The following is a 19,567-nucleotide window of genomic DNA, read 5'->3' as shown; positions in this document are numbered from 1 at the left end:
TCCTTGCAGGTTCTACTCCTCGGTTCTCCGTCCAAACGTATACCCTCCTTTTTCATCCGTGTCGAATACTTGTCTAGTATAACCCTTCATATATCACGTTTCAAGCCATAAAAGTTTGCTGAAACGGGTAGATTGTTGTTTAGATAAAGTATGGAAATAATGCTCAGTAGGTGTCAAAAAAATAGCCACCATGATTTACATGGCGGCTTTTAAAATTTTATTTTTAATTTCTTTGTAAATCTCAATTAATTCAGGGTCACCGCGCTGCAGCAATTCTTCTTCACTGTTAGCACCGTAGATACGGCATAACAGGGCCGCAGCATCCTCTACTTGTTGAATCGTTGGTTTTGTGGTTTCAATCAGGGCGAAAAACCGATTTAGCGAAGCAAAAGCGGAGAAGCTATCAATCGTTTGGGTTGACATAAATGACCTCTTTTCATGAAATATGATTGATAAATAGGGTGTTGTTATATATTTCGTTGTTTTACTAACATATAACCCGTTTTTAAGATGGCTTAAACATATTTATTCGATACATTTTGTATTAATTGAATCGTAAGGGGACAAACCGATGTAATTTCTTTGCCCTAATTTCTCTTGACAAGTGTTTCATGCCTTGACTTTGGTTGAATTTATAGTATGATAATTTTAATCGCATACGTTACATTTTCTTATCAAGAGTAGGTGGAGGGACTAGCCCTATGACACCCGGCAACCGACAAACCTTTGCAAGCAAAGGGATGCACGGTGCTAATTCTTGCGGAAACGCTGTTAAAGCGAATCTGGGAGATAAGAGAAGGACATTGACTTTGATTTTCTATGGCCTTTCTCTGATTCCAGAGAAGGTCATTTTTGCATTTATTTTCCAAATAAAACTTATGAAGAGGAGTGAACAGGATGCCGATCAAGATTCCTGACAACCTGCCTGCCAAAGAAATTTTAAACCAAGAGAACATCTTCACCATGGACGAATCTGTCGCGTATCACCAGGATATACGTCCACTTCGAATTGCTTTATTGAATCTGATGCCAACCAAAGAAACGACGGAGACGCAGCTGCTGCGCTTAATCGGGAATACGCCATTGCAGGTGGAATTCGTGCTTCTGCATCCCAAAACTCATACTTCTAAGAACACGTCCGTCGAGCACTTGGAAATGTTTTATAAAACATTTGACGATATTAAAGATGAAAAGCTGGATGGCATGATTATCACGGGTGCTCCTGTCGAACAGATGGAATTCGAAGATGTGAATTACTGGGAGGAATTGACGCAAATCCTGAATTGGAGTAAGCACAACGTCACTTCTACCTTGCATATTTGTTGGGCAGCTCAAGCGGGCTTGTATCATCATTTCGGTGTGCGAAAGTTTGCGCTCGAGAACAAGATGTTCGGTGTATTTCCTCATACTGTTCAGGTGCCGAATACGAAGCTGCTGCGCGGCTTTGATGAAGTCTTTCATGTACCGCAATCGCGTCATACCGACATTCGTCGTGAAGACATTGAACAATGTCCGGATTTGGAGATTTTATCAGAATCTGAAGAGTCAGGTGTTTATATTGCCGCAACGCGTGATGGGAAGCATATTTTCGTAACAGGGCATTCGGAATATGATGCTTGTTCATTGAAATGGGAGTACGATCGGGATGTGAGTAAAGGGCTTTCAATCGAGATCCCCAAAAATTATTACCCGAATAATGATCCGAGCAGACTGCCTTATAATACTTGGAGAGCGCATGCGAATCTTCTTTTCTCCAATTGGTTGAATTATTATGTATATCAAGAAACACCATTTGAACTGAACGCTAACATCAACGAAAGCTTGGCAAGCTCACAATTGTAATTCGAACCCATATCCTGAGGAGGAACTCCCTTTGTTGAAAATCGAAAGTCGTCTCGCCCAAATTGGCTCTATTCAAGAACCCGTTACTGGAGCTATCAGCTTCCCAGTCTACCAAGCTACTGCGTTCCGTCATCCAAAGCTTGGGCAAAGTACAGGATTCGACTATGCACGTACGAAAAGCCCGACACGCAAGGTGCTCGAGGATGCTATTGCTCAGCTGGAGTCTGGAGATGCGGGCTTTGCTTGTTCCTCAGGAATGGCTGCGCTGCAAACCATTTTTGCTTATTTCAGCCAAGGAGATCATCTGATTGTTTCCTTGGATTTATATGGCGGAACGTACCGGCTGCTTGAGAAAATCATGTCGCGCTTCGGTGTGTCCGCTACGTATGTTGACACGAATGATTTAGATGGGTTGGAAGCGGCGTACCAGCCGAATACCAAAGGGCTTGTCATTGAGACACCGACGAATCCGCTGATGATGATTACAGACCTTGAGCTTGTGTGCACATGGGCTCGCAAGAAGGGCATCGTATCGATTGTCGATAACACCTTGTTAACGCCGTATCTTCAACGTCCAATTGAGCTTGGTGCTGATATCGTCATTCATAGCGCGACCAAGTACCTCGGCGGTCATAATGACGTACTGGCTGGTCTCATCGTGACCAAGGGCAAAGAGCTCTCGGAGCAGATGGCTTTCCTGCACAACTCCATTGGTGCTGTGCTTGGACCGCAAGACAGCTGGCTCCTTATGAGGGGAATGAAGACGCTTGCGCTTCGCATGGAGCGTCATGAACAGAATGCAACGGCGATCGCGCAATTCTTATTGGAACACCCGCTGATCGATGAAGTTTACTACCCTGCGTTGGAAACACACCCTGGTTATGCGATTCAGAATAAGCAGTCCAGTGGAAACACGGGTATTTTCTCCTTTAAAGTAAAGGATGCAAGACTGGTTGAACCGATCCTTCGTCACATCCAGCTCATTGCTTTCGCGGAAAGCTTAGGCGGTGTCGAATCACTTATGACCTATCCAGCTGTACAAACACATGCGGATATTCCACTTGAAATTCGTCAGCAAATCGGTGTAGATGACCGTCTTTTACGCTTCTCTGTTGGCATCGAGCATATTGATGATCTGATTGCGGATCTTTCCAATGCTCTCAGCAAGGCGCAAGCCGAATTGGAAGGAGATTCGTTATCATGAACCATCCACAAGATGATAAACGTAAACCGCATGGCAAATTTGCAACGAAGCTCATTCATTTCGGTGGAGAGATCGATGAAGCGACAGGAGCATCCAGTGTGCCTTTGTACCAAGCTTCAACCTTTCATCAAGCCGACTTAGAAGTCTCACCAGAGTATGACTATACACGTTCGGGCAATCCAACCCGTCAAGCTTTGGAAGACTACATTGCATTACTTGAAGGCGGTACTCGCGGATTTGCTTTCGCTTCGGGTATGGCGGCTATTTCATCAGCCTTCATGCTTTTGTCGCAGGGTGATCATGTTATTTGTACGGAAGATGTTTATGGTGGTACATATCGCCTGCTGACAACGATTATGAATCGTATGGGCGTTGAGTCGACATTCGTTGATATGACCGATATCGCCCAAGTACGTGCAGCACTGCGTTCTAACACTAGAGCGGTATTCATCGAGACACCATCGAATCCGACACTCCGAATTACAGACATCGCCGAAGTTGCTGCTTTTGCTAAAGAGCACGATTTGCTTACGATGCTGGATAATACGTTCATGACACCTTACCATCAGCGTCCAATCGAGCTGGGCATTGATATTGTGCTGCATAGTGCAACGAAGTTCCTCGGCGGACATAGTGATGTACTCGCAGGCTTGGCCGTAGTGGCCAATGACAGTCTAGGTCGCAGAATGAAACAAATCCAGAATGGCATGGGAAATGTACTAGGCATTCAAGATTCTTGGCTGTTGATCCGTGGGATGAAAACCTTGCGAGCTCGTATGGAAATGTCCGAAACTAGTGCCCGTAGACTGGCAAATTGGCTTTCAGAGCAGCCTGATATTGATGTTGTGTACTACCCAGGACTTCCGAACCATCCTCGTAGAGACGTTCATGAAAAGCAGTCTTTAGGCTATGGAGCAGTGGTTTCGTTCGATGTTGGTTCCGGCGAGAAAGCGAAAAAGCTATTAAGCAAAGTGCGTATTCCACTCGTTGCGGTAAGCTTGGGTGCAGTGGAGAGCATCTTGTCCTATCCAGCTATGATGTCACATGCCTCGATGCCGAAGGAAGTTCGCTTACTTCGCGGCATTACGGACGGTCTTGTGCGGTATTCGGTAGGTCTTGAAGATATCGAAGACATTATTGAAGATTTGGAACAAGCCCTTCGCGGTTAGACTTCCATGATTTCGAAAATTAGTCATATTTGAAATGGAATACGCCTTGGTAAAAGCAGCATATTGCTGCTTTTTTGGCATGAATATGATACGATGTTTGGATACAAGCCTTCAGAAAGTAAAGGAGTGAGTAGCTGTGAAACCGATTGATCGCATTTTATATAAAGCACAGTCAGGCGGACGAATTGATGTAGAGGAATGTATTACGCTGTTCGAATCCGATCAAATAGAGAAGATTGGCGACACTGCCAACCAGATTATGAAGAAATGGCACCCCGATCCAATAACGACATTCGTCATTGGGCGGAATATTAACTATACGAATATTTGTGACGTTTATTGCAGATTTTGTGCGTTTTACCGTCCACCGGGTTCATCAGAAGGTTACGTATTGCCGGATGAAACCATTTTCCAGAAGATCCAAGAGACTCTGGATGTAGATGGGACCGAAATCCTCATGCAGGGCGGCACGAATCCGAATCTTCCATTCAGCTATTACACGAATATCCTTCGAGAGATTAAGAAACGTTTTGACATCACGATGCATTCTTTCTCGCCAGCTGAAATTATGAAAATGAAAGATGTTTCAGATGGTCTATCTTTAGAGGAAGTCGTTCGTCAACTGCACGAAGCAGGACTCGATTCTTTGCCAGGTGGCGGCGCAGAAATTTTGGATGATCGCACTAGACGCAAAATTAGTAAGCTAAAAGGTTCATGGCGCGATTGGATGGACGTTATGCAAACCGCTCACAAAATTGGTATGCATACAACGGGAACCATGGTTATCGGTTTTGGCGAATCCATGGAAGAGCGCGCGCTTCATATGCTGCGTATTCGTGATGCGCAAGATGATGTGCTGTTCCAGAAGCTCAATACACCTGGCTTCCTAGCTTTCATTCCTTGGACATTCCAACCAGATAATACGAACATGAAGGCAGAGAAAGTCACGCCTGAGGAGTACTTGAAGACGCTGGCGATTAGCCGAATTATGCTGGATAACGTTCCTAACTTCCAATCGTCTTGGGTGACAATGGGACCTGAGGTAGGCAAGCAAACGCTCAGCTATGGCTGCAACGACTTTGGAAGTACGATGATTGAGGAGAACGTGGTCTCCGCGGCGGGTACAACGCACAAGGTCAACGTAAACTCTACGCTGCGAATTATTCGTGAAGCAGGTAAAATTCCTGCACAGCGGAATACAAAATACCAAACATTGCGAGTGTTTGATGATGAGTCGCTCGTTATTGATAAAGATTTCGTGATGCAAAACTAATTTAATGACCTTCATTAATAAAGAGAAGCCTCCGTTTTCCACTTTAACCGTGGATACGGAAGCTTCTTTTCATTTGCTTGGGGCAGTTTATTTTGCTTCCTTAAGCGGAGCGGTATGAATGTCCGTTTTGTTTTTACCTGTCATTTTGGCTTTATACAACGATTGATCTGCGCCTGAGAATAGGGTTTCTTTACTAGTCCCCGGGCGATACTCACTGAATCCGATGGAAATGGTCACGGATTGTTTGTTTAATTCCTCATATTTCGATTGAGATATTTGCCAGCGAATTCGTTCCAATATTTCAAATATTTCTTCGGTAGCTTTCTCCGTGAAGATAATAGCAAACTCTTCTCCGCTATATCTAGCAACAAAATCGTTTAAGCCCACTCGGGTTTTCAGTGTGCTGCTTCAAAGAATAGAGCAATTCGAATGGTAATTGAATAGAAACAAGCAACCAGTAGGCATTAAGTAACTTCCGATTCCAGTCCTGCTTGTGCTGATCGAATGCGTCAATTTACATAGGTACCCACTCCAAAAGATATGCTACTTAAGCACTATTACAGGTATCATAACACGATTATCTGCGATATTGGCATATATTAACTAAAGGTTTGACAAAAAATGAGGAATGGAAATGGCAAATTGTTCGTTGTATATCTGATTCCTATCGACCATATACTCTTAGGAGGAAGACGTATTGATGAAAGGAGTTAGCCTATGGAACTGTTTGCCATTGTTGTAATGAATGCCGATGAGGCCTATGTACGTTCGCTAAGCGCTCAGATAGAACGTGAGCTGCAGCTTTTACATATCGCTGAAAGTGGAGTAACAGCCCCATTTGATCTACATGAAACACATGCTTATATTCGAATAGAAGTGAGGATGAACGAAAGAGAAATATCTTCCATTCACAAAGAAGTAAGGGAAGGACTAGCTGGCGTTTTGGCGGATCATATCATTGCAGAGAAAGAGTCGCTTATTTTGCGTGATTTGATTGTTAAAGAATTTAAATATGAAGCCATTGATGATTTGGAAGCAATAGAAGGGTACTGCAAGCAGTCCATGTGTGTGGAGACGGTTATCGAGGAATTGCCAATTTTGAATGGCAGCTCAGCACGACTTCGCCGCAAACAAATGTTATCGGAACAGCTCATGCAATCTCTAGAGGAAACTCCTCGGCTAAGCTTGGATGGTTTTCTTAAATTTCGTTTACAGGATTATACCGAGGAGCTGCGAGAGATAGCTGAGTATGCCATTGATGAATTTATGATGGATCGCCAGTATCAGGAATTTATTTCTCTGTTGCAGTACTTTGTTTATATTCAGGAAGCTAAGATCCCCGTTGCTCATCTTATACATAAAGGCGGGCATGAGTTTGTCATCCTGAATGATCAACTTGAACTCATCGACGCGAATGAATTTGATACAACTTTTAAGCTAGAAGTACTTGAGAAAGATATTAATTTCGAGGACATGATCGTTAGCACCCTCATTACGGTATCTCCAGCAAATATCTACATCCATACGCGAGATCCCGAATTAACGATCATCAAGACGATTAGACAAATATTTGAGGATCGAACAACAGTCTGCTCCTATTGCCGAACTTGTGACATCTTCTTGGGTGAAGCCAAGAAACAGGATCAACTATCCCCTTGACCTTGAGCGAAGAGGCAATTATAATAGTGATCGAAGGCGTTAATATCAAAGACATGAACTTTCTGCAAGAACTGCTCAGAGAGAGGAGACTAGGCTGCAATCTCCTTCAGCTATTCAGATCGTTTACCCCTTTGTAGCCGTATTGTGGAATTCGACCTGACTTGCAGGATCGTTAGTATACAATACCGGAGTCATTCCCGTTACCGAATGCTGATGAGGATTCGCCTTACCCCTTTGGGCATGCAGCGAATCGAACTAGGGTGGAACCACGAGCTGAGCGCACTCGTCCCTTTTGGGATGCAGTGTGCTTTTTTGCGTTCAAAAAATGTACCAAAAGCGGAGAGACTTTGAGCCTACGCTCAAAGATCCCAAAGCGGAGAGACTTTGAGCCTACGCTCAAAGATCCCAAAGCGGAGAGACTTTGAGCCTACGCTCAAAGATCCCAAAGCGGAGAGACTTTGAGCCTACGCTCAAAGATCCCAAAGCGGAGAGACTTTGAGCCTACGCTCAAAGATCCCAAAGCGGAGAGACTTTGAGCCTACGCTCAAAGATCCCTATATTAGGAGGAACAAAAATGGTTGTACAAGTGAAATTACCAGATGGCGCGGTTAGAGAGTACGCAGTTGGAACGACCATTGAACAAGTGGCGGAATCCATTTCATCCGGACTGAAGAAAAATGCGATTGGCGGCAAAGTTAACGGGAAATCCGTGGATCTGTCGTTCTCATTGGAAAATGATGCAGACGTAGAGATTCTAACGCTCGATAGTGAAGCGGGATTAGAGATGTATCGTCATAGCACAGCTCATCTGATGGCTCAGGCGATTAAACGTATTTATGGTGAAAAAGCGGTTAAATTAGGAATTGGACCTGTGATTGAAGACGGATTTTACTATGATATCGATTTGGAAACACCGCTTAATCCTGAAGATTTGGTGAAAATCGAGAAGGAAATGGAGCGTATTTCCGGTGAGAACCTAGCGATTACTCGCCGCGTTGTTTCTCGTGAGGAAGCGATTCGCATTTTCACTGAAATGGAAGATCCGTTTAAGCTGGAATTGATTCGTGATCTGCCGGAAGATTCGGTACTTACCATCTATGACCAAGGTGAATTTTTTGATTTATGCCGCGGACCGCATCTTCCATCAACTGGACGAATCAAAGCATTTAAATTATTGAGCGTTGCTGGTGCTTACTGGCGTGGAGATGCGAAGAACAAAATGCTGCAACGTATTTACGGCACTGCTTTCCCTAAGAAAGCGCAGCTGGATGAGCATTTGCATCTTTTGGAAGAGGCGAAGAAACGTGATCACCGTAAGCTGGGCAGAGAGCTTAAAATGTTTGCTTTTTCACGTGAGGTTGGGCAAGGGTTACCACTTTGGCTGCCGAATGGCGCTAAATTAAGACGTACCATGGAGCGTTATATTGTCGATCTAGAAGAGCGTCTGGGTTACCAACACGTGTATACACCTGTTCTGGCTAATGTTGATTTGTACAAAACATCCGGTCACTGGGAGCATTACAGCGAGGATATGTTTCCGAAAATGGTGATGGACAATGAGGAACTTGTCCTACGTCCAATGAACTGTCCACATCACATGATGGTTTATAAAAGCGATATGCGCAGCTACCGTGATCTGCCAATTCGGATTGCTGAGCTTGGCACCATGCACCGTTATGAAATGTCAGGAGCTTTAACCGGTCTACACCGTGTTCGTGCCATGACCCTGAATGACGCTCATATTTTCTGTCGTTTGGATCAAATTAAAGAAGAGTTCTCCCGCGTTGTGAACTTGATTCGTCAGGTTTATGCGGATTTCGGAATTACAGACTACCGTTTCCGTCTTTCCTATAGGGATCCTAAGGATACAGAAAAATATTTCCAAGATGATCAAATGTGGGAAACTTCTCAACGCATGCTGCGTGAGGTTGTTGAAGAATTAGGACTTCCTTTTTTCGAGGCTGAAGGTGAAGCTGCCTTCTATGGTCCTAAACTTGACGTTCAAATCAAAACAGCACTCAAGAAAGAAGAAACACTTTCAACAGCTCAAATTGATTTCTTGCTCCCCGAACGCTTTCAGCTTGAATACACAGGTGAAGATGGTCAGAAACATCGCCCGGTGGTTATTCACAGAGGGATTATCAGTACTATGGAGCGTATGACAGCCTTCTTGCTTGAGAACTTTGCAGGTGCGCTGCCAACTTGGTTAATGCCGATTCAAGCGAAAGTCATTCCGGTATCTCCGGCATTCGAAGAATTCTCGAATCACGTGACTGAGCGTCTACGGGAAGCTGGTATTCGTGTTGAGGCAGATAATCGTAATGAGAAGCTGGGTTATAAGATTAGAGAAGCGCAGCTGGAGAAGATTCCTTATATGCTAGTCGTCGGTGAAAACGAAGTGAAGAGCGAAAGCTTATCTATTCGAAAACGTGGTCAAGGGGATCTTGGAACCCATCCGATTGAACAAGTGATTGGCATGATTAACGAGGAAATTAGCAATAAACTTTAAGCACCACACCTATAAATGAAGCAGAGAAGATATTCTTCTCTGCTTTTTTTGTTTGGAAATTTCAGTTTAATGGGTATGTATAGGGGAGCGTGATTAGGACACCTTAAACAGTGAGTCTGCATCCGGATGTTTAAAGGTGGTAGGTATTGGACAACCTGCAATAGTAGGGGAGGTATTAAAAATAGTAATGTTAACCAATTTTTTGGCTCAGTCTAAATGGTTTAGTGCGTCGATCATCGTTGTTCTGATGGCACTTTTCGGACAAGAGACGACGGGCAAAAGCGACCAAAGTTACACGACGGCAAACTCCGTCACCCATATACAAGATCAGCAGCAAAAGGTTATTCCGGACAAAACGACGCCTGCTTCACGGCCGGTAGCGCAAGAAAACCTGCAACAAATCAATTATCGTTATGTTCCGAAGTTAGACTCAGATTTGTCCAAGCTCAAGGCAGTCGAAGTGACAGCCACCGGTTATTTTGCAGGTAAGGAATCAACAGGGAAAAATCCGGATCATCCTGAGTATGGGATCACGTATTCGGGAATTAAAGTAAAGCGGGATGATAAGTCCTTATCAACGATCGCAGCAGACACGAACGTTTTTCCGCTAGGCACTGTCTTGTTTATTCCCGGTTATGGGTATGGTGTTGTTGCAGATACAGGTAGCGCAATTAAAGGAAAGAAAATTGATCTGTATTTCGACACAAAGGATCAGGTTTATAAAGAATGGGGCAAGAAGACGGTTAAAGTATTTATCGTCAAAGAAGGGCATGGGAAAGTGACCGAACTCATCTGGAATCAGCTAAAGGATGAGATTATCGCACCAACCAAAGCACTATGACAAGAATCAGCTTTTTACTAAGCCGAACATTTCCATCATAAATTCTCCTGTTTGGGAAATTCTATACTTACAGGAGGTGATTGAACATGGCTAAGAACAAGAATAACAAGAATAAAAATTTGAGCGCTAATGTTGCTCAAGATGTAGAATTTGCTGCGGAAACATCAGTAGCGAACAATCAGCAACAAACGAATACACAAAACCAAAATAAATAATGCAATATCAATAAGCTGAAAAAGCGATAGAAGAGCAGAGATCTGAAAAGGTCTCTGCTTTTTTATTTCTTTTCAACTTCTCCTATTTTCGATATAATGTAACAAAAACTAACATTTAGGTTCCTTTTGGGAGGAGTACCAATTTCTTATGCGCGTAGAAATGAAACACAAAGCTGGGTTTTATGCTCTTATTCTCATTGGTATTACGGTAAGTATATTCGCGCTATTTACTTCCTCTAGATGGTTTGCGGCTGCAAGTTTGGCTGTTTTTTTGTTTATAGGTATTATTGCTTGGCTTAGTACAAGATCATCAAGGTCATCTAATAGCCACGATAATAAGGGACAACAAGAGCAATTCCGAACATTTATACAAGAATCTCAGGTGGTAGCGGATAGATTAGCAGCCGCTGTTGAGGAAGTCAATCGTTCGATCGGACATCTTTTGCAAATAGCTGATGCTTCGATTCAAGGAGAAGAGGATCTGAAGATTCGAAGTAATCAAGCCCGTTGGACAGCTGCAAGAAGCATTCGCTGCGATTCAGCAGGTAGCAGCTGCAGCCGACCAAATTCTAGATTCATCCTTACATATGCATCGAGAGAGTGAGCAAACCAAAGATACGGTGGTCGATGTATGCCGGTCACTGAATGCCACAGATGAAGTCATGAATGATCTACATATTAATAATGATACCATGCAGAAGAAGATTCAGGATTTGACAGGACATACTTCTAAGATTGAAGAAATCAATACATTTATTGCGGAAGTAGTGTCTCAAACCTCGCTGCTCGCGCTTAATGCATCCATTGAAGCAGCCAGAGCGGGTGAGCATGGACGGGGCTTTTCTGTCGTCGCACAGGAAATTAAGAAGCTGGCCACACAAAGTCATGAAGCGGTTACGAAATCTTCCGAACTATTGGCATCTATCGAGAGCGGTGTTTCACAAGTTGTGACAGCGGTTGCTGAGGAAAAGGCATCTGTCGCGCATGGGATTGCTGAGATGAAAATAATAAAAGATAAGATCGATACGATCTTCGCGTTGATTCTGAATGTCAATAATCTTGTATCGAGTACAACAAGCTCCACTCAACATCAGTCTTCGCTTGTCTCAGGTACAAGAACTCTACTTGGCCAAGTTGTTGATTTGATGAATGAGACGATGTCTAGTGTGGAGATTACCTTGGATCAACTGACAAAGCAGCGCCATGAAGTATCGATGCTGCAGCATATCAACCAAAATTTAGATCGTTCCTCTAAGGAACTATTACAGGCGATACAAGCAGTAGGTATGCAAAATAAAGAAGGAACGATTCATGTAAATATTCAAGAAATGAAGCAAGTACTTAGCTCACTTGTACAAATACCTGACATAACTTCATTGCTTGATGGTAAGCATGCTTCTCATTTAGGTGCTGTTTTGCAGAAAACGGCCGGGATTGAAGCCATCTGGTCTAACCGCGCGGATGGAACTTTCATCTATTCGATGCCTGAAGCAGGTCTAGTTAATGCAAAGGGCAGAGAGTGGTGGAAGCGTGCGATGGGGGGAGAACTCTTCGTTTCTCCGGAATACGTGTCAGCTATTACCAAAAAACCATGTATCACGATGTCAAAAGCGATAATAGATGACACGGGAACCCCTGTTGGTGTTGTAGGAATCGATTTAATATTGAAATAAAGGTTCTCAAATCGTTTATTTTGGTGTAAAATAAGATTACTGTGATAAATCTTGACATGGGGAGATAGGTGAGCGATCATGCTGAATGCTTTGCGATTGGACGGAAAACCTCAAAAAACACCAAGGAAAGCTGCAGAGGTACTTCCTTTCTTGGAAGCTTACATTGTCCGCAAGGAACAGCAGGTCCTGGATATTGAGCAGGTAGTAGAGCGCTACGAAATCAAAAGAATGAAAGAAGAGCGCGCTTATCAGACGATGTCATCATTTCGCCGCATGTTTTCTGGTAAGAAACCTGACCATCATCTTGCTGTCGAATATATCCACTATGTGAAGAAGCCCATGGAGCAAGTTAGGAAGCTTCGAGCTGAAATTGCCCATGCGAGACAAATTATGAATGAATCCAAACCAGGTGATGAGATCTCAGTACCGGATGAGATTGAAGAGCTGCTTTCTTAATACAAACAAAAAACCTTCCAATTTGGAAGGTTTTTATTGTTCTCATTGACCTTTCTTTAGTTGTTCTAAGTCCAGAAATCCATCCTCTTGGCTGTAAGCCGGAACACCATGGATACCGACATCCAATCCGACTAATTCCTCGTCTCTACTAACTCGCAATGGAACGATAAGTTGAATTAGCTTCATACAACCCCATGTAATGACGAATCCCCATATACAAATCGTAACAAGACCTAATGCTTGAACACCTAGTAGGCTGAAGCCCCCGCCATAGAACAAACCAGCAGTACCTTCCCGAATGGCATCAGGCTGAGCAAATAATCCTACAGCGAGAGTCCCGATGCTACCGCTGATACCATGAACAGGAAAAGCACCGACTGGATCATCAATCCGCCTAGCTTCTAGCATTTCTGTTGCATAAACCATTGCGATCCCGCAAATTGCACCGATGAAAATGGCCGCAGCATCACTAACGAAAGCACAGCCTGCGGTAATGCCAACGAGTCCTGCAAGAGCGCCGTTGATGACCATAGGGGGATCCGCTTTGCGGTAACGCATCATGGTGAATAGAATGCACGTTGCGCTGCCCGCTGCTGCTGCAAGCATGGTCGTTACTGCAATGTGGCCGATCGAAGTATTGGTGGCACTTAGCGTGCTTCCTGAGTTAAAGCCAAACCAACCGAACCAAAGGATAAATGCGCCTACGGAGGCAAGCGGCAAATTGGATGGTGGGACAATATTAGCCGTACCGTCAGCGGAAAATTTGCCAATCCGTGGACCAATGATCATCGCTGCGGCAAGGGCGGAGAATCCGCCAAGTGCGTGAATGACTGCAGAACCTGCGAAATCAACCATGCCTAGCTTGCCAAGCCATCCATTGACAGCCCAAACCCAGTGGCCAGCAATGGGGTAGATTAAACCAGTCATTGCGATGGTGTATAGAATGTAAGCGCGGAAGTTGATGCGTTCAGCTACAGCCCCAGATACGATCGAGATCACAGCGATAACAAAGGCACACTGGAATAGCCAATAAGTCTCATGTGAGATATTTAAAACGATATGTGTTAAATCTCCTCCCATGAAGAAGCCGGTGGTGCCAATCAAACCAGATACATCTTTACCGTACATAAGGGCAAAGCCGAAGAAGTAAAAAATAAGTGCTCCAAAAGCGATATCAACAAACACTTTCATAATGATACTTACCGCATTTTTTTGTCTGACGAAACCTGCCTCCAATAAAGCGAAGCCGCCTTCCATCAATAGAATCATGGCAGCTGTCAGAACCACCCATATGGTATCTAGGCCGCTAGAAAGCTGTTGGATTTCATCCATAATCAATCTCTCCTTATGTTTGAGGAATTCTTTGCACCAATTATACGGTTCTGATGATAATTATGTCAACGATATACGTAAGAATACATAACATATGAAGGTTATTGTTCGTTTTTAAATAATTGATGTCAGTTATTCATTTGATTCTGCGAAAACTCAGTCTCTAGACCGAGGAAGCGATCAATCTCTCGTCTCTTTTCATTCCTAGCTGTATCTTATAAACTAGAGGTATCTTAACAACGTTGTATACAAATGGAGGAAGAAGTATGAATCCGCATATGTTTCAAAGAATAATTTGGGGGCTTGTCCTCGTAACGGCAGGTGTCCTTTATTTACTTAACCAATTAGGGTTTATTGATATTGATCTTGCTTATATGTTTTCCACTTATTGGCCTGTCATTCTTATTTTCTACGGTCTCGTTGGTTTTGTTTGGCAGCGTAAGTATCATTGGGGAGGCTCAATTTGGAGTTTACTCGTTTGCTGTATGGGAACGATCTTTCTGCTGAAGAATTTAAAGCTGACCGATCGATCGCTTGGAGAGATGTTTCAGATTTTGGGACCTATTGCCTTAATTTTATTTGGATTGAATGTGATTTTTAAACCTAGCAAGAATGAGTCACCGGATTGGCCTTCTATTAAAGAAGAGAAAAATCAAGTTAGAGAGGCAAGACGTGAAGCTAGAAGATTGCAGCATGAAAAATATAGAAATCCATGGGATCAACCTATGGGCACTGATGGTGCGCCATCGCCAACAAATGATAAGGAGCGCGAAAGTAAATCTACTTTTAATGAAGTAAAGCATGAGTTAAGTGACGAAGAGAAAGCCGTACTCAAGGATATTCATGGCGAGTTTCATGATAAGCATATATGGGATGTGCCTGAGGCGCCGGGAGCACCAGATCCAAGGCTACCTCAGCCACCGGGACAACCGAAAACGCATGCTTTTAACCATCATGGTCACAAGTACGATGATTTTGTACGTAACTTCGACTCTGGTGATGTACTTCATCGACATGGTTTTATCGGAGATGTGCATCTGGGACAAGAAGCTTGGGAACTGAAGCCGATTCAGATCTCACATTTCATTGGTGATTCTGTGATAGATCTTACACGCGCAGCCATTCCTTTGGGAGAGACAACTATTCATGTTTCAGCATTTATTGGTGATGTGAAAATATTCATTCCCAATGATATTGATGTTGAGGTTCGCGTAATGGCAAGTTCTTTTATCGGAGATATGAAAGTACTTGATCGCCGTGAGAGTGGGTTTCTGCGCAGTGTGAGAACTCAGACCTCGCACTATGAAGAGGCTGACCGGAAAATAATTGTAACTACGAGCATGTTTATTGGTGACATTACAATCAAAAAGATAGGTTAAGGATGGAGCATGTACAAATTGCGAATGTTCAATATGAAGTGGCAGCTGCTGAATTATTTTCTTATCTCGAGTTTACTCACGGTATCCAGCATATATATTGTTCTTGAATATTATAAGGAGGAGCTTGTTTCTTGGCAGTTCCGAATGGGGTACGTCATAGCCATTCTCTTGGTCTGTCTAACGGTGGGTTATGTTGCGACCAAAAGATGGCAGCGCAAAGTGGATGAACTGCATGTAGCTATGCTCGAATTGTCCAAGGGGAATTTCTCCAGTCGGATTGAAATGGAACCCGTAGAACCATTCTTGTATTTGTATGATGCTTTTAATAACATGGCCTCTGCCGTTGAAGAGCGCATTCAGCTGCTTCAAAAATTAGGTGAGGCTGAGGCAATTCGGGATCAGGAGCTTACTGAAAATGCTGTGCTTGAGGAAAGACGTCGCTTGGCGCGGGATTTGCACGATACGGTCAGTCAAGAGCTGTTCGCCATTCATATGTCAGCATCCTCTTTACCCAAAATTCTGGAGAGAAACCCGGATGCGGCGCCGGGTGTTATGAATCAACTTATTCAAATGTCTCACCATGCCCAGAAGCAGATGCGCGGTCTTATTTCGCAATTAAGACCCATCGAACTGGGGGATATGAGCCTACAAGAAGCCCTAGAGAAATGGTTTCCGGAATATTGCCGAAACCATGAGCTGCTGGGCCAGCTTGATGTTTCTTTGCGTGAAACGATATCTGAAGCAATTGAACATCAATTTTTCCTCATTATACAAGAAGGTCTGGCTAACGTAGTTAAGCATGCTTCTGCCAAACAAGTTCGACTAGCTATCTATGAAAGAGAGCACCAGTATGTGCTTCAGCTGCAGGATGATGGTCAGGGGTTTGAACGAAGAGACATCCCATCGGCTTCACATGGTTTATCGACAATGAGAGAGCGAGCGCAAAAGCTTGGTGGCGAAGTGGAGATCGACAGCAAGTTAGGATCAGGAACACGAGTTAGAGTACGCATTCCGCGGTTTACGGGACAGTCAAGCTTTCTAATGAAGGAAAGAGAGGGAGAAACAAATGAGCAGTAACATTAAAGTGATGATCGTAGATGATCACGACATGGTTCGGGTTGGGCTTCGTACCTACATTTCATTGGAACCCGGTTTGGAAGTTGTGGGGGAAGCAAACAATGGCCAGGACGCGTTCGATAAGTTAAATCAAGAACTCTCTCAGCATTTGCCGGATGTTATTTTGATGGATCTGACCATGCCGGTTCTGGATGGTATAGGCGCCACCAAGTTGATTTGCGGTAAGTTTCCACAGATTAAGGTTATTATGCTGACCAGCTTCTTGGAGGAAGCGAAGGTTCTTGAAGCTGTCGAATCGGGTGCCATCAGTTATATGCTGAAGACGGTTTCATCCGACCAATTGATTCATGCAATTCTGAGCGCTTACCGCGGTATGCCGGTTATGAACTCAGAAGTGTCCTTGGCGCTTACAAGAGGGATTAGGCAACGTAATCGTATACCCGAGGAAGAAGGGTTGACCTCACGCGAGAGAGAAGTATTGCTTTTGATTGCAGAGGGAAAGAGTAATAAAGACATTTCAGAAGAGCTTTTTATTAGTATCAAAACGGTCAAAACACACGTCAGCAACCTTCTGATGAAGTGTGAATTAGAAGATCGGACTCAGCTTGCTATCTTCGCTCACCGTAAAGGCTTGGTTTGATAATAAGGAACGTAACACACATAAAAACTAGATTTTGACACATTCTATGCGTAAGTAAAATAATATGAGCGCTTAAGGAGTGTCTGAATGAAAACATTATCATCATCATTGGAGCAGGTGCAAGAATCTTTTGACAGTGTCCGTGAGCACCTGCATGAATTCGATTTTGCTCTGGGTGGCAATTGGGATTACGATCATGGCTATTTCGACCACTACTTAGATGAAGAGCATCTAGTTTGGCTTCGTATTCCTTTTCAAGTTGTGACAGGAAGAATTGATGGCGACGCCGAATCAACAGATGCGATCGTCGAAGTTGGGACTCCTTTCGTACTGAAGCATGTCTATAATGATGGACTTGATCAGGAGGCGGAAGCTGAAACCTATGGTGCATTGATCGATCAATTCCAAACTCCACTCGATCCTGATGCCAAAATCGAAGATAAATGGGTGAAAGAAGCAGCTAGTCTGCTCCATAAAGTGGAACAAGCTTGGATACAATGAGTTAGCTTTTTTTACCTCCATTTTATTGTTTTTTAATATTCGTTTAAGGTTGTAGGTGCATGATAGAACTACAGAGAACAAGACATAACCCTTCAAGAAGCATGCACTTATAACTTTTCTAATCAAATGGAGGTAAGAACTATGGAAGACAACAAGAAAGACTATAGCGACTTCTTTAAGCCGCAGAATGACAATAGCAGTAACAACGATCGCGTTAATCGAAATGAGTCTAATCATCAAGACCCGCAAGATCCACAAGATCCTAACAAAGCAAGACCTTCCTACTATTATTCGTATGGCCCTTACAAGTCGGCTTTTAACGAAGAAAACGAAGGGCATTCGCTTACAACTTCATCATCGGGAACTGAAGGAACCTCCAGTGTTGAAGTTACTCCGCCTAAGAACTTGCGTCCTTTCAGTTTTGGACCTGAAGCAGGCGCTCCACAAGGCTCGGGTCCTTGGGATCCAAACGCAAGAAAGCGTTCATCTGTGAAAAGCGTTTTCGCGGCTTTCATGGCAGGCGCCTTGGTCGTAGGTGCACTTATGTTCAGTGCTGATAAATTGAATTTGTTTACTGGCAATCAGCCTCTAAACTCTGGTAGCTCCACAGCTGCGGCAACGAATGGCGGGAACAGTAATGGAGGCGAAGTGAAAAATGTTGGGCTAGATGTTGTTCGCCCGGGGAACATTTCGGCTATTGCACAGAACGCTGGCCCTGCTATTGTTAAGGTTGAAGCTCTTGTGAAACCGAAGCAAACAAGCCGCAGCGGTAATTCCCTCTTCGATGACCCGTTCTTCCGTCAATTCTTTGGAGATAATGGCGGAGGTACTACAACACCTAAGAGTGGTCAGAACGACTCTGGCAGTGGCGAGCTGCAGCCAGGCGGTATGGGAACAGGGTTTATTTTCGAAAAAACCGGATATATTTTAACTAATGAGCATGTTGTGGATGGCGCTGATGAAATTCAAATCACGGTAGAAGGTTATGACAAGCCATTTAAAGCTAAATTGTTAGGTAACAGCTACGAATTGGATTTGGCTGTTCTCAAAATCGAGGGCGAGAAAGAGTTTCCAATCCTCCCACTTGGTAAAGCTGAGGATGTGAATGTTGGGGATTGGGTTGTTGCCATCGGTAATCCATACGGTTTCGACCACACAGTTACTGTAGGAGTGCTTAGTGCAAAGGAACGTCCGATCAGCATTCCGGATGCCAAAGGTACACGTGAGTATAAACACTTATTACAAACGGATGCTTCCATTAACCCTGGTAACTCCGGTGGACCTTTACTTAACTTGAATGGTGAAGTGATCGGCATTAATACAGCTGTTAGCTCCCAAGCCCAAGGAATTGGTTTCGCCATTCCTACTAGTACAATTTCTTCCGTTCTTGAAAATCTTAAAAACAATGTTCAAATTCCTAAAGAACCGGTTCCTTACTTAGGTGTAGGTCTACAGGATATTGGTCAAGACTGGGTAAGTGAATTGAAGCTTTCGAACACAGATGGAGCGTTAGTTGGCAGCGTTCAACGTAAAAGTCCTGCCTTCCAAGCTGGTCTTCGTCAATACGATGTGATTGTAGATATTAATGGAGCTAAGGTGAAAAATTCGCAGGAATTGATTACCAAAGTTCAGGCAGCAAAAGTTGGCGACAAGGTTACTTTGGGACTTATTCGAGACGGCAAGCGAATGGAAGTACCTATTACGGTTGGGGATAAAAACACGCTAGCCGAAACGCCTGCCCAATAATATAAGAAAAATTAGAGAGATAAATATAGGTTAGTTCGGAATAAAAGGAAG

General features: G+C 43.7%; 19 protein-coding genes and 1 riboswitch. Of the genes, 16 read left to right on the top strand and 3 right to left on the bottom strand.

Annotation, left to right across the window (positions count from 1 at the left end; all coding sequences use genetic code 11):
* Positions 1-195 precede the first annotated feature (195 nt).
* The gene (locus QFZ78_RS16635; protein ID WP_307549186.1) at positions 196-423 is read right to left on the bottom strand and encodes a hypothetical protein; all 228 of its coding nucleotides are present in this window, start codon (positions 421-423) and stop codon (positions 196-198) included.
* A 245-nt stretch (positions 424-668) separates the two neighbouring features.
* Positions 669-796, top strand: a riboswitch (SAM riboswitch).
* A 101-nt stretch (positions 797-897) separates the two neighbouring features.
* On the opposite strand from QFZ78_RS16635, the gene metA reads away from it, so the two are divergent.
* From metA to mqnC, 4 genes are all read left to right on the top strand, one after another.
* Positions 898-1,842, top strand: a complete 945-nt coding sequence (metA, locus tag QFZ78_RS16630) for a homoserine O-acetyltransferase MetA (RefSeq protein ID WP_307549184.1) — start codon at positions 898-900, stop codon at positions 1,840-1,842.
* A 34-nt stretch (positions 1,843-1,876) separates the two neighbouring features.
* A complete protein-coding gene (locus tag QFZ78_RS16625; protein WP_307555724.1) occupies positions 1,877-3,046 on the top strand; it encodes an aminotransferase class I/II-fold pyridoxal phosphate-dependent enzyme in 1,170 nt (389 codons plus the stop codon).
* Positions 3,043-4,215 carry a trans-sulfuration enzyme family protein gene (locus tag QFZ78_RS16620; protein ID WP_171691880.1) on the top strand — a complete coding sequence of 391 codons (1,173 nt, stop codon included), beginning with the start codon at positions 3,043-3,045 and terminating at the stop codon, positions 4,213-4,215. Before QFZ78_RS16625 ends, QFZ78_RS16620 begins: the two co-directional genes overlap by 4 nt.
* Before the next feature lie 136 nt (positions 4,216-4,351).
* Entirely contained in the window at positions 4,352-5,488 is a 1,137-nt protein-coding gene (gene mqnC, locus QFZ78_RS16615) for a cyclic dehypoxanthinyl futalosine synthase (RefSeq protein ID WP_307549181.1), read from the top strand.
* Positions 5,489-5,575: 87 nt separating this feature from the next.
* On the opposite strand, the gene QFZ78_RS16610 is transcribed toward mqnC, so the two are convergent.
* Positions 5,576-5,887 carry a GGDEF domain-containing protein gene (locus QFZ78_RS16610; protein ID WP_307555722.1) on the bottom strand — a complete coding sequence of 104 codons (312 nt, stop codon included), beginning with the start codon at positions 5,885-5,887 and terminating at the stop codon, positions 5,576-5,578.
* Positions 5,888-6,205: 318 nt separating this feature from the next.
* On the opposite strand from QFZ78_RS16610, the gene ytxC reads away from it, so the two are divergent.
* From ytxC to QFZ78_RS16575, 7 genes are all read left to right on the top strand, one after another.
* Entirely contained in the window at positions 6,206-7,147 is a 942-nt protein-coding gene (gene ytxC, locus QFZ78_RS16605; protein ID WP_307549179.1) for a putative sporulation protein YtxC, read from the top strand.
* Between the two features lie 574 nt (positions 7,148-7,721).
* Complete coding sequence (thrS, locus tag QFZ78_RS16600) at positions 7,722-9,656, top strand: threonine--tRNA ligase (protein ID WP_307549177.1); 1,935 nt, start codon at positions 7,722-7,724, stop codon at positions 9,654-9,656.
* Between the two features lie 187 nt (positions 9,657-9,843).
* Entirely contained in the window at positions 9,844-10,497 is a 654-nt protein-coding gene (locus tag QFZ78_RS16595) for a 3D domain-containing protein (RefSeq protein ID WP_307549175.1), read from the top strand.
* A gap of 86 nt (positions 10,498-10,583) precedes the next feature.
* Entirely contained in the window at positions 10,584-10,712 is a 129-nt protein-coding gene (locus QFZ78_RS16590; protein ID WP_307549173.1) for a hypothetical protein, read from the top strand.
* Between the two features lie 148 nt (positions 10,713-10,860).
* The gene (locus QFZ78_RS16585; protein WP_307549171.1) at positions 10,861-11,316 is read left to right on the top strand and encodes a hypothetical protein; all 456 of its coding nucleotides are present in this window, start codon (positions 10,861-10,863) and stop codon (positions 11,314-11,316) included.
* Entirely contained in the window at positions 11,300-12,385 is a 1,086-nt protein-coding gene (locus tag QFZ78_RS16580; RefSeq protein ID WP_307549169.1) for a methyl-accepting chemotaxis protein, read from the top strand. The genes QFZ78_RS16585 and QFZ78_RS16580 overlap by 17 nt, the downstream gene beginning before the upstream one ends.
* 78 nt (positions 12,386-12,463) lie before the next feature.
* A complete protein-coding gene (locus QFZ78_RS16575) occupies positions 12,464-12,841 on the top strand; it encodes a hypothetical protein (RefSeq protein WP_307549167.1) in 378 nt (125 codons plus the stop codon).
* Positions 12,842-12,883: 42 nt separating this feature from the next.
* Here QFZ78_RS16575 and QFZ78_RS16570 read toward each other — a convergent pair whose 3' ends face one another.
* Entirely contained in the window at positions 12,884-14,173 is a 1,290-nt protein-coding gene (locus QFZ78_RS16570; RefSeq protein ID WP_307549165.1) for an ammonium transporter, read from the bottom strand.
* A gap of 266 nt (positions 14,174-14,439) precedes the next feature.
* On the opposite strand from QFZ78_RS16570, the gene liaF reads away from it, so the two are divergent.
* The 5 genes from liaF (at position 14,440) to QFZ78_RS16545 (ending at position 19,516) form a co-directional block, all read left to right on the top strand.
* On the top strand, positions 14,440-15,552 hold the full coding sequence (gene liaF, locus QFZ78_RS16565; RefSeq protein WP_307549163.1) for a cell wall-active antibiotics response protein LiaF: 1,113 nt from the start codon (positions 14,440-14,442) through the stop codon (positions 15,550-15,552).
* 9 nt (positions 15,553-15,561) lie between these two features.
* Entirely contained in the window at positions 15,562-16,629 is a 1,068-nt protein-coding gene (locus QFZ78_RS16560; RefSeq protein WP_307549162.1) for a sensor histidine kinase, read from the top strand.
* A complete protein-coding gene (locus QFZ78_RS16555; protein ID WP_307549159.1) occupies positions 16,619-17,269 on the top strand; it encodes a response regulator transcription factor in 651 nt (216 codons plus the stop codon). The genes QFZ78_RS16560 and QFZ78_RS16555 overlap by 11 nt, the downstream gene beginning before the upstream one ends.
* 87 nt (positions 17,270-17,356) lie before the next feature.
* Positions 17,357-17,770 (top strand): YugN family protein, encoded by a 414-nt coding sequence (locus tag QFZ78_RS16550; RefSeq protein WP_307549157.1) that lies wholly within the window; start codon positions 17,357-17,359, stop codon positions 17,768-17,770.
* Between the two features lie 141 nt (positions 17,771-17,911).
* Complete coding sequence (locus QFZ78_RS16545; RefSeq protein ID WP_307549155.1) at positions 17,912-19,516, top strand: S1C family serine protease; 1,605 nt, start codon at positions 17,912-17,914, stop codon at positions 19,514-19,516.
* Positions 19,517-19,567 lie beyond the last annotated feature (51 nt).

The organism is Paenibacillus sp. V4I5 (assembly GCF_030817255.1).
Taxonomy (GTDB): Bacteria; Bacillota; Bacilli; order Paenibacillales; family NBRC-103111; genus Paenibacillus_E.
Note: the sequence above shows the minus strand (reverse complement) of the source record. Positions and strands in the feature narration are given on the sequence as shown.

Coding starts and splice junctions, on each gene's coding strand:
- QFZ78_RS16595 (WP_307549175.1), top strand. CDS start 9,844: ATGTTAACCAATTTTTTGGCTCAGTCTAAATGGTTTAGTGCGTCGATC.
- QFZ78_RS16635 (WP_307549186.1), bottom strand. CDS start 423: ATGTCAACCCAAACGATTGATAGCTTCTCCGCTTTTGCTTCGCTAAAT.
- QFZ78_RS16555 (WP_307549159.1), top strand. CDS start 16,619: ATGAGCAGTAACATTAAAGTGATGATCGTAGATGATCACGACATGGTT.
- QFZ78_RS16545 (WP_307549155.1), top strand. CDS start 17,912: ATGGAAGACAACAAGAAAGACTATAGCGACTTCTTTAAGCCGCAGAAT.
- QFZ78_RS16585 (WP_307549171.1), top strand. CDS start 10,861: ATGCGCGTAGAAATGAAACACAAAGCTGGGTTTTATGCTCTTATTCTC.
- QFZ78_RS16550 (WP_307549157.1), top strand. CDS start 17,357: ATGAAAACATTATCATCATCATTGGAGCAGGTGCAAGAATCTTTTGAC.
- QFZ78_RS16560 (WP_307549162.1), top strand. CDS start 15,562: ATGTACAAATTGCGAATGTTCAATATGAAGTGGCAGCTGCTGAATTAT.
- metA (WP_307549184.1), top strand. CDS start 898: ATGCCGATCAAGATTCCTGACAACCTGCCTGCCAAAGAAATTTTAAAC.
- QFZ78_RS16570 (WP_307549165.1), bottom strand. CDS start 14,173: ATGGATGAAATCCAACAGCTTTCTAGCGGCCTAGATACCATATGGGTG.
- QFZ78_RS16580 (WP_307549169.1), top strand. CDS start 11,300: ATGCATCGAGAGAGTGAGCAAACCAAAGATACGGTGGTCGATGTATGC.
- QFZ78_RS16620 (WP_171691880.1), top strand. CDS start 3,043: ATGAACCATCCACAAGATGATAAACGTAAACCGCATGGCAAATTTGCA.
- QFZ78_RS16575 (WP_307549167.1), top strand. CDS start 12,464: ATGCTGAATGCTTTGCGATTGGACGGAAAACCTCAAAAAACACCAAGG.
- thrS (WP_307549177.1), top strand. CDS start 7,722: ATGGTTGTACAAGTGAAATTACCAGATGGCGCGGTTAGAGAGTACGCA.
- liaF (WP_307549163.1), top strand. CDS start 14,440: ATGAATCCGCATATGTTTCAAAGAATAATTTGGGGGCTTGTCCTCGTA.
- QFZ78_RS16590 (WP_307549173.1), top strand. CDS start 10,584: ATGGCTAAGAACAAGAATAACAAGAATAAAAATTTGAGCGCTAATGTT.
- ytxC (WP_307549179.1), top strand. CDS start 6,206: ATGGAACTGTTTGCCATTGTTGTAATGAATGCCGATGAGGCCTATGTA.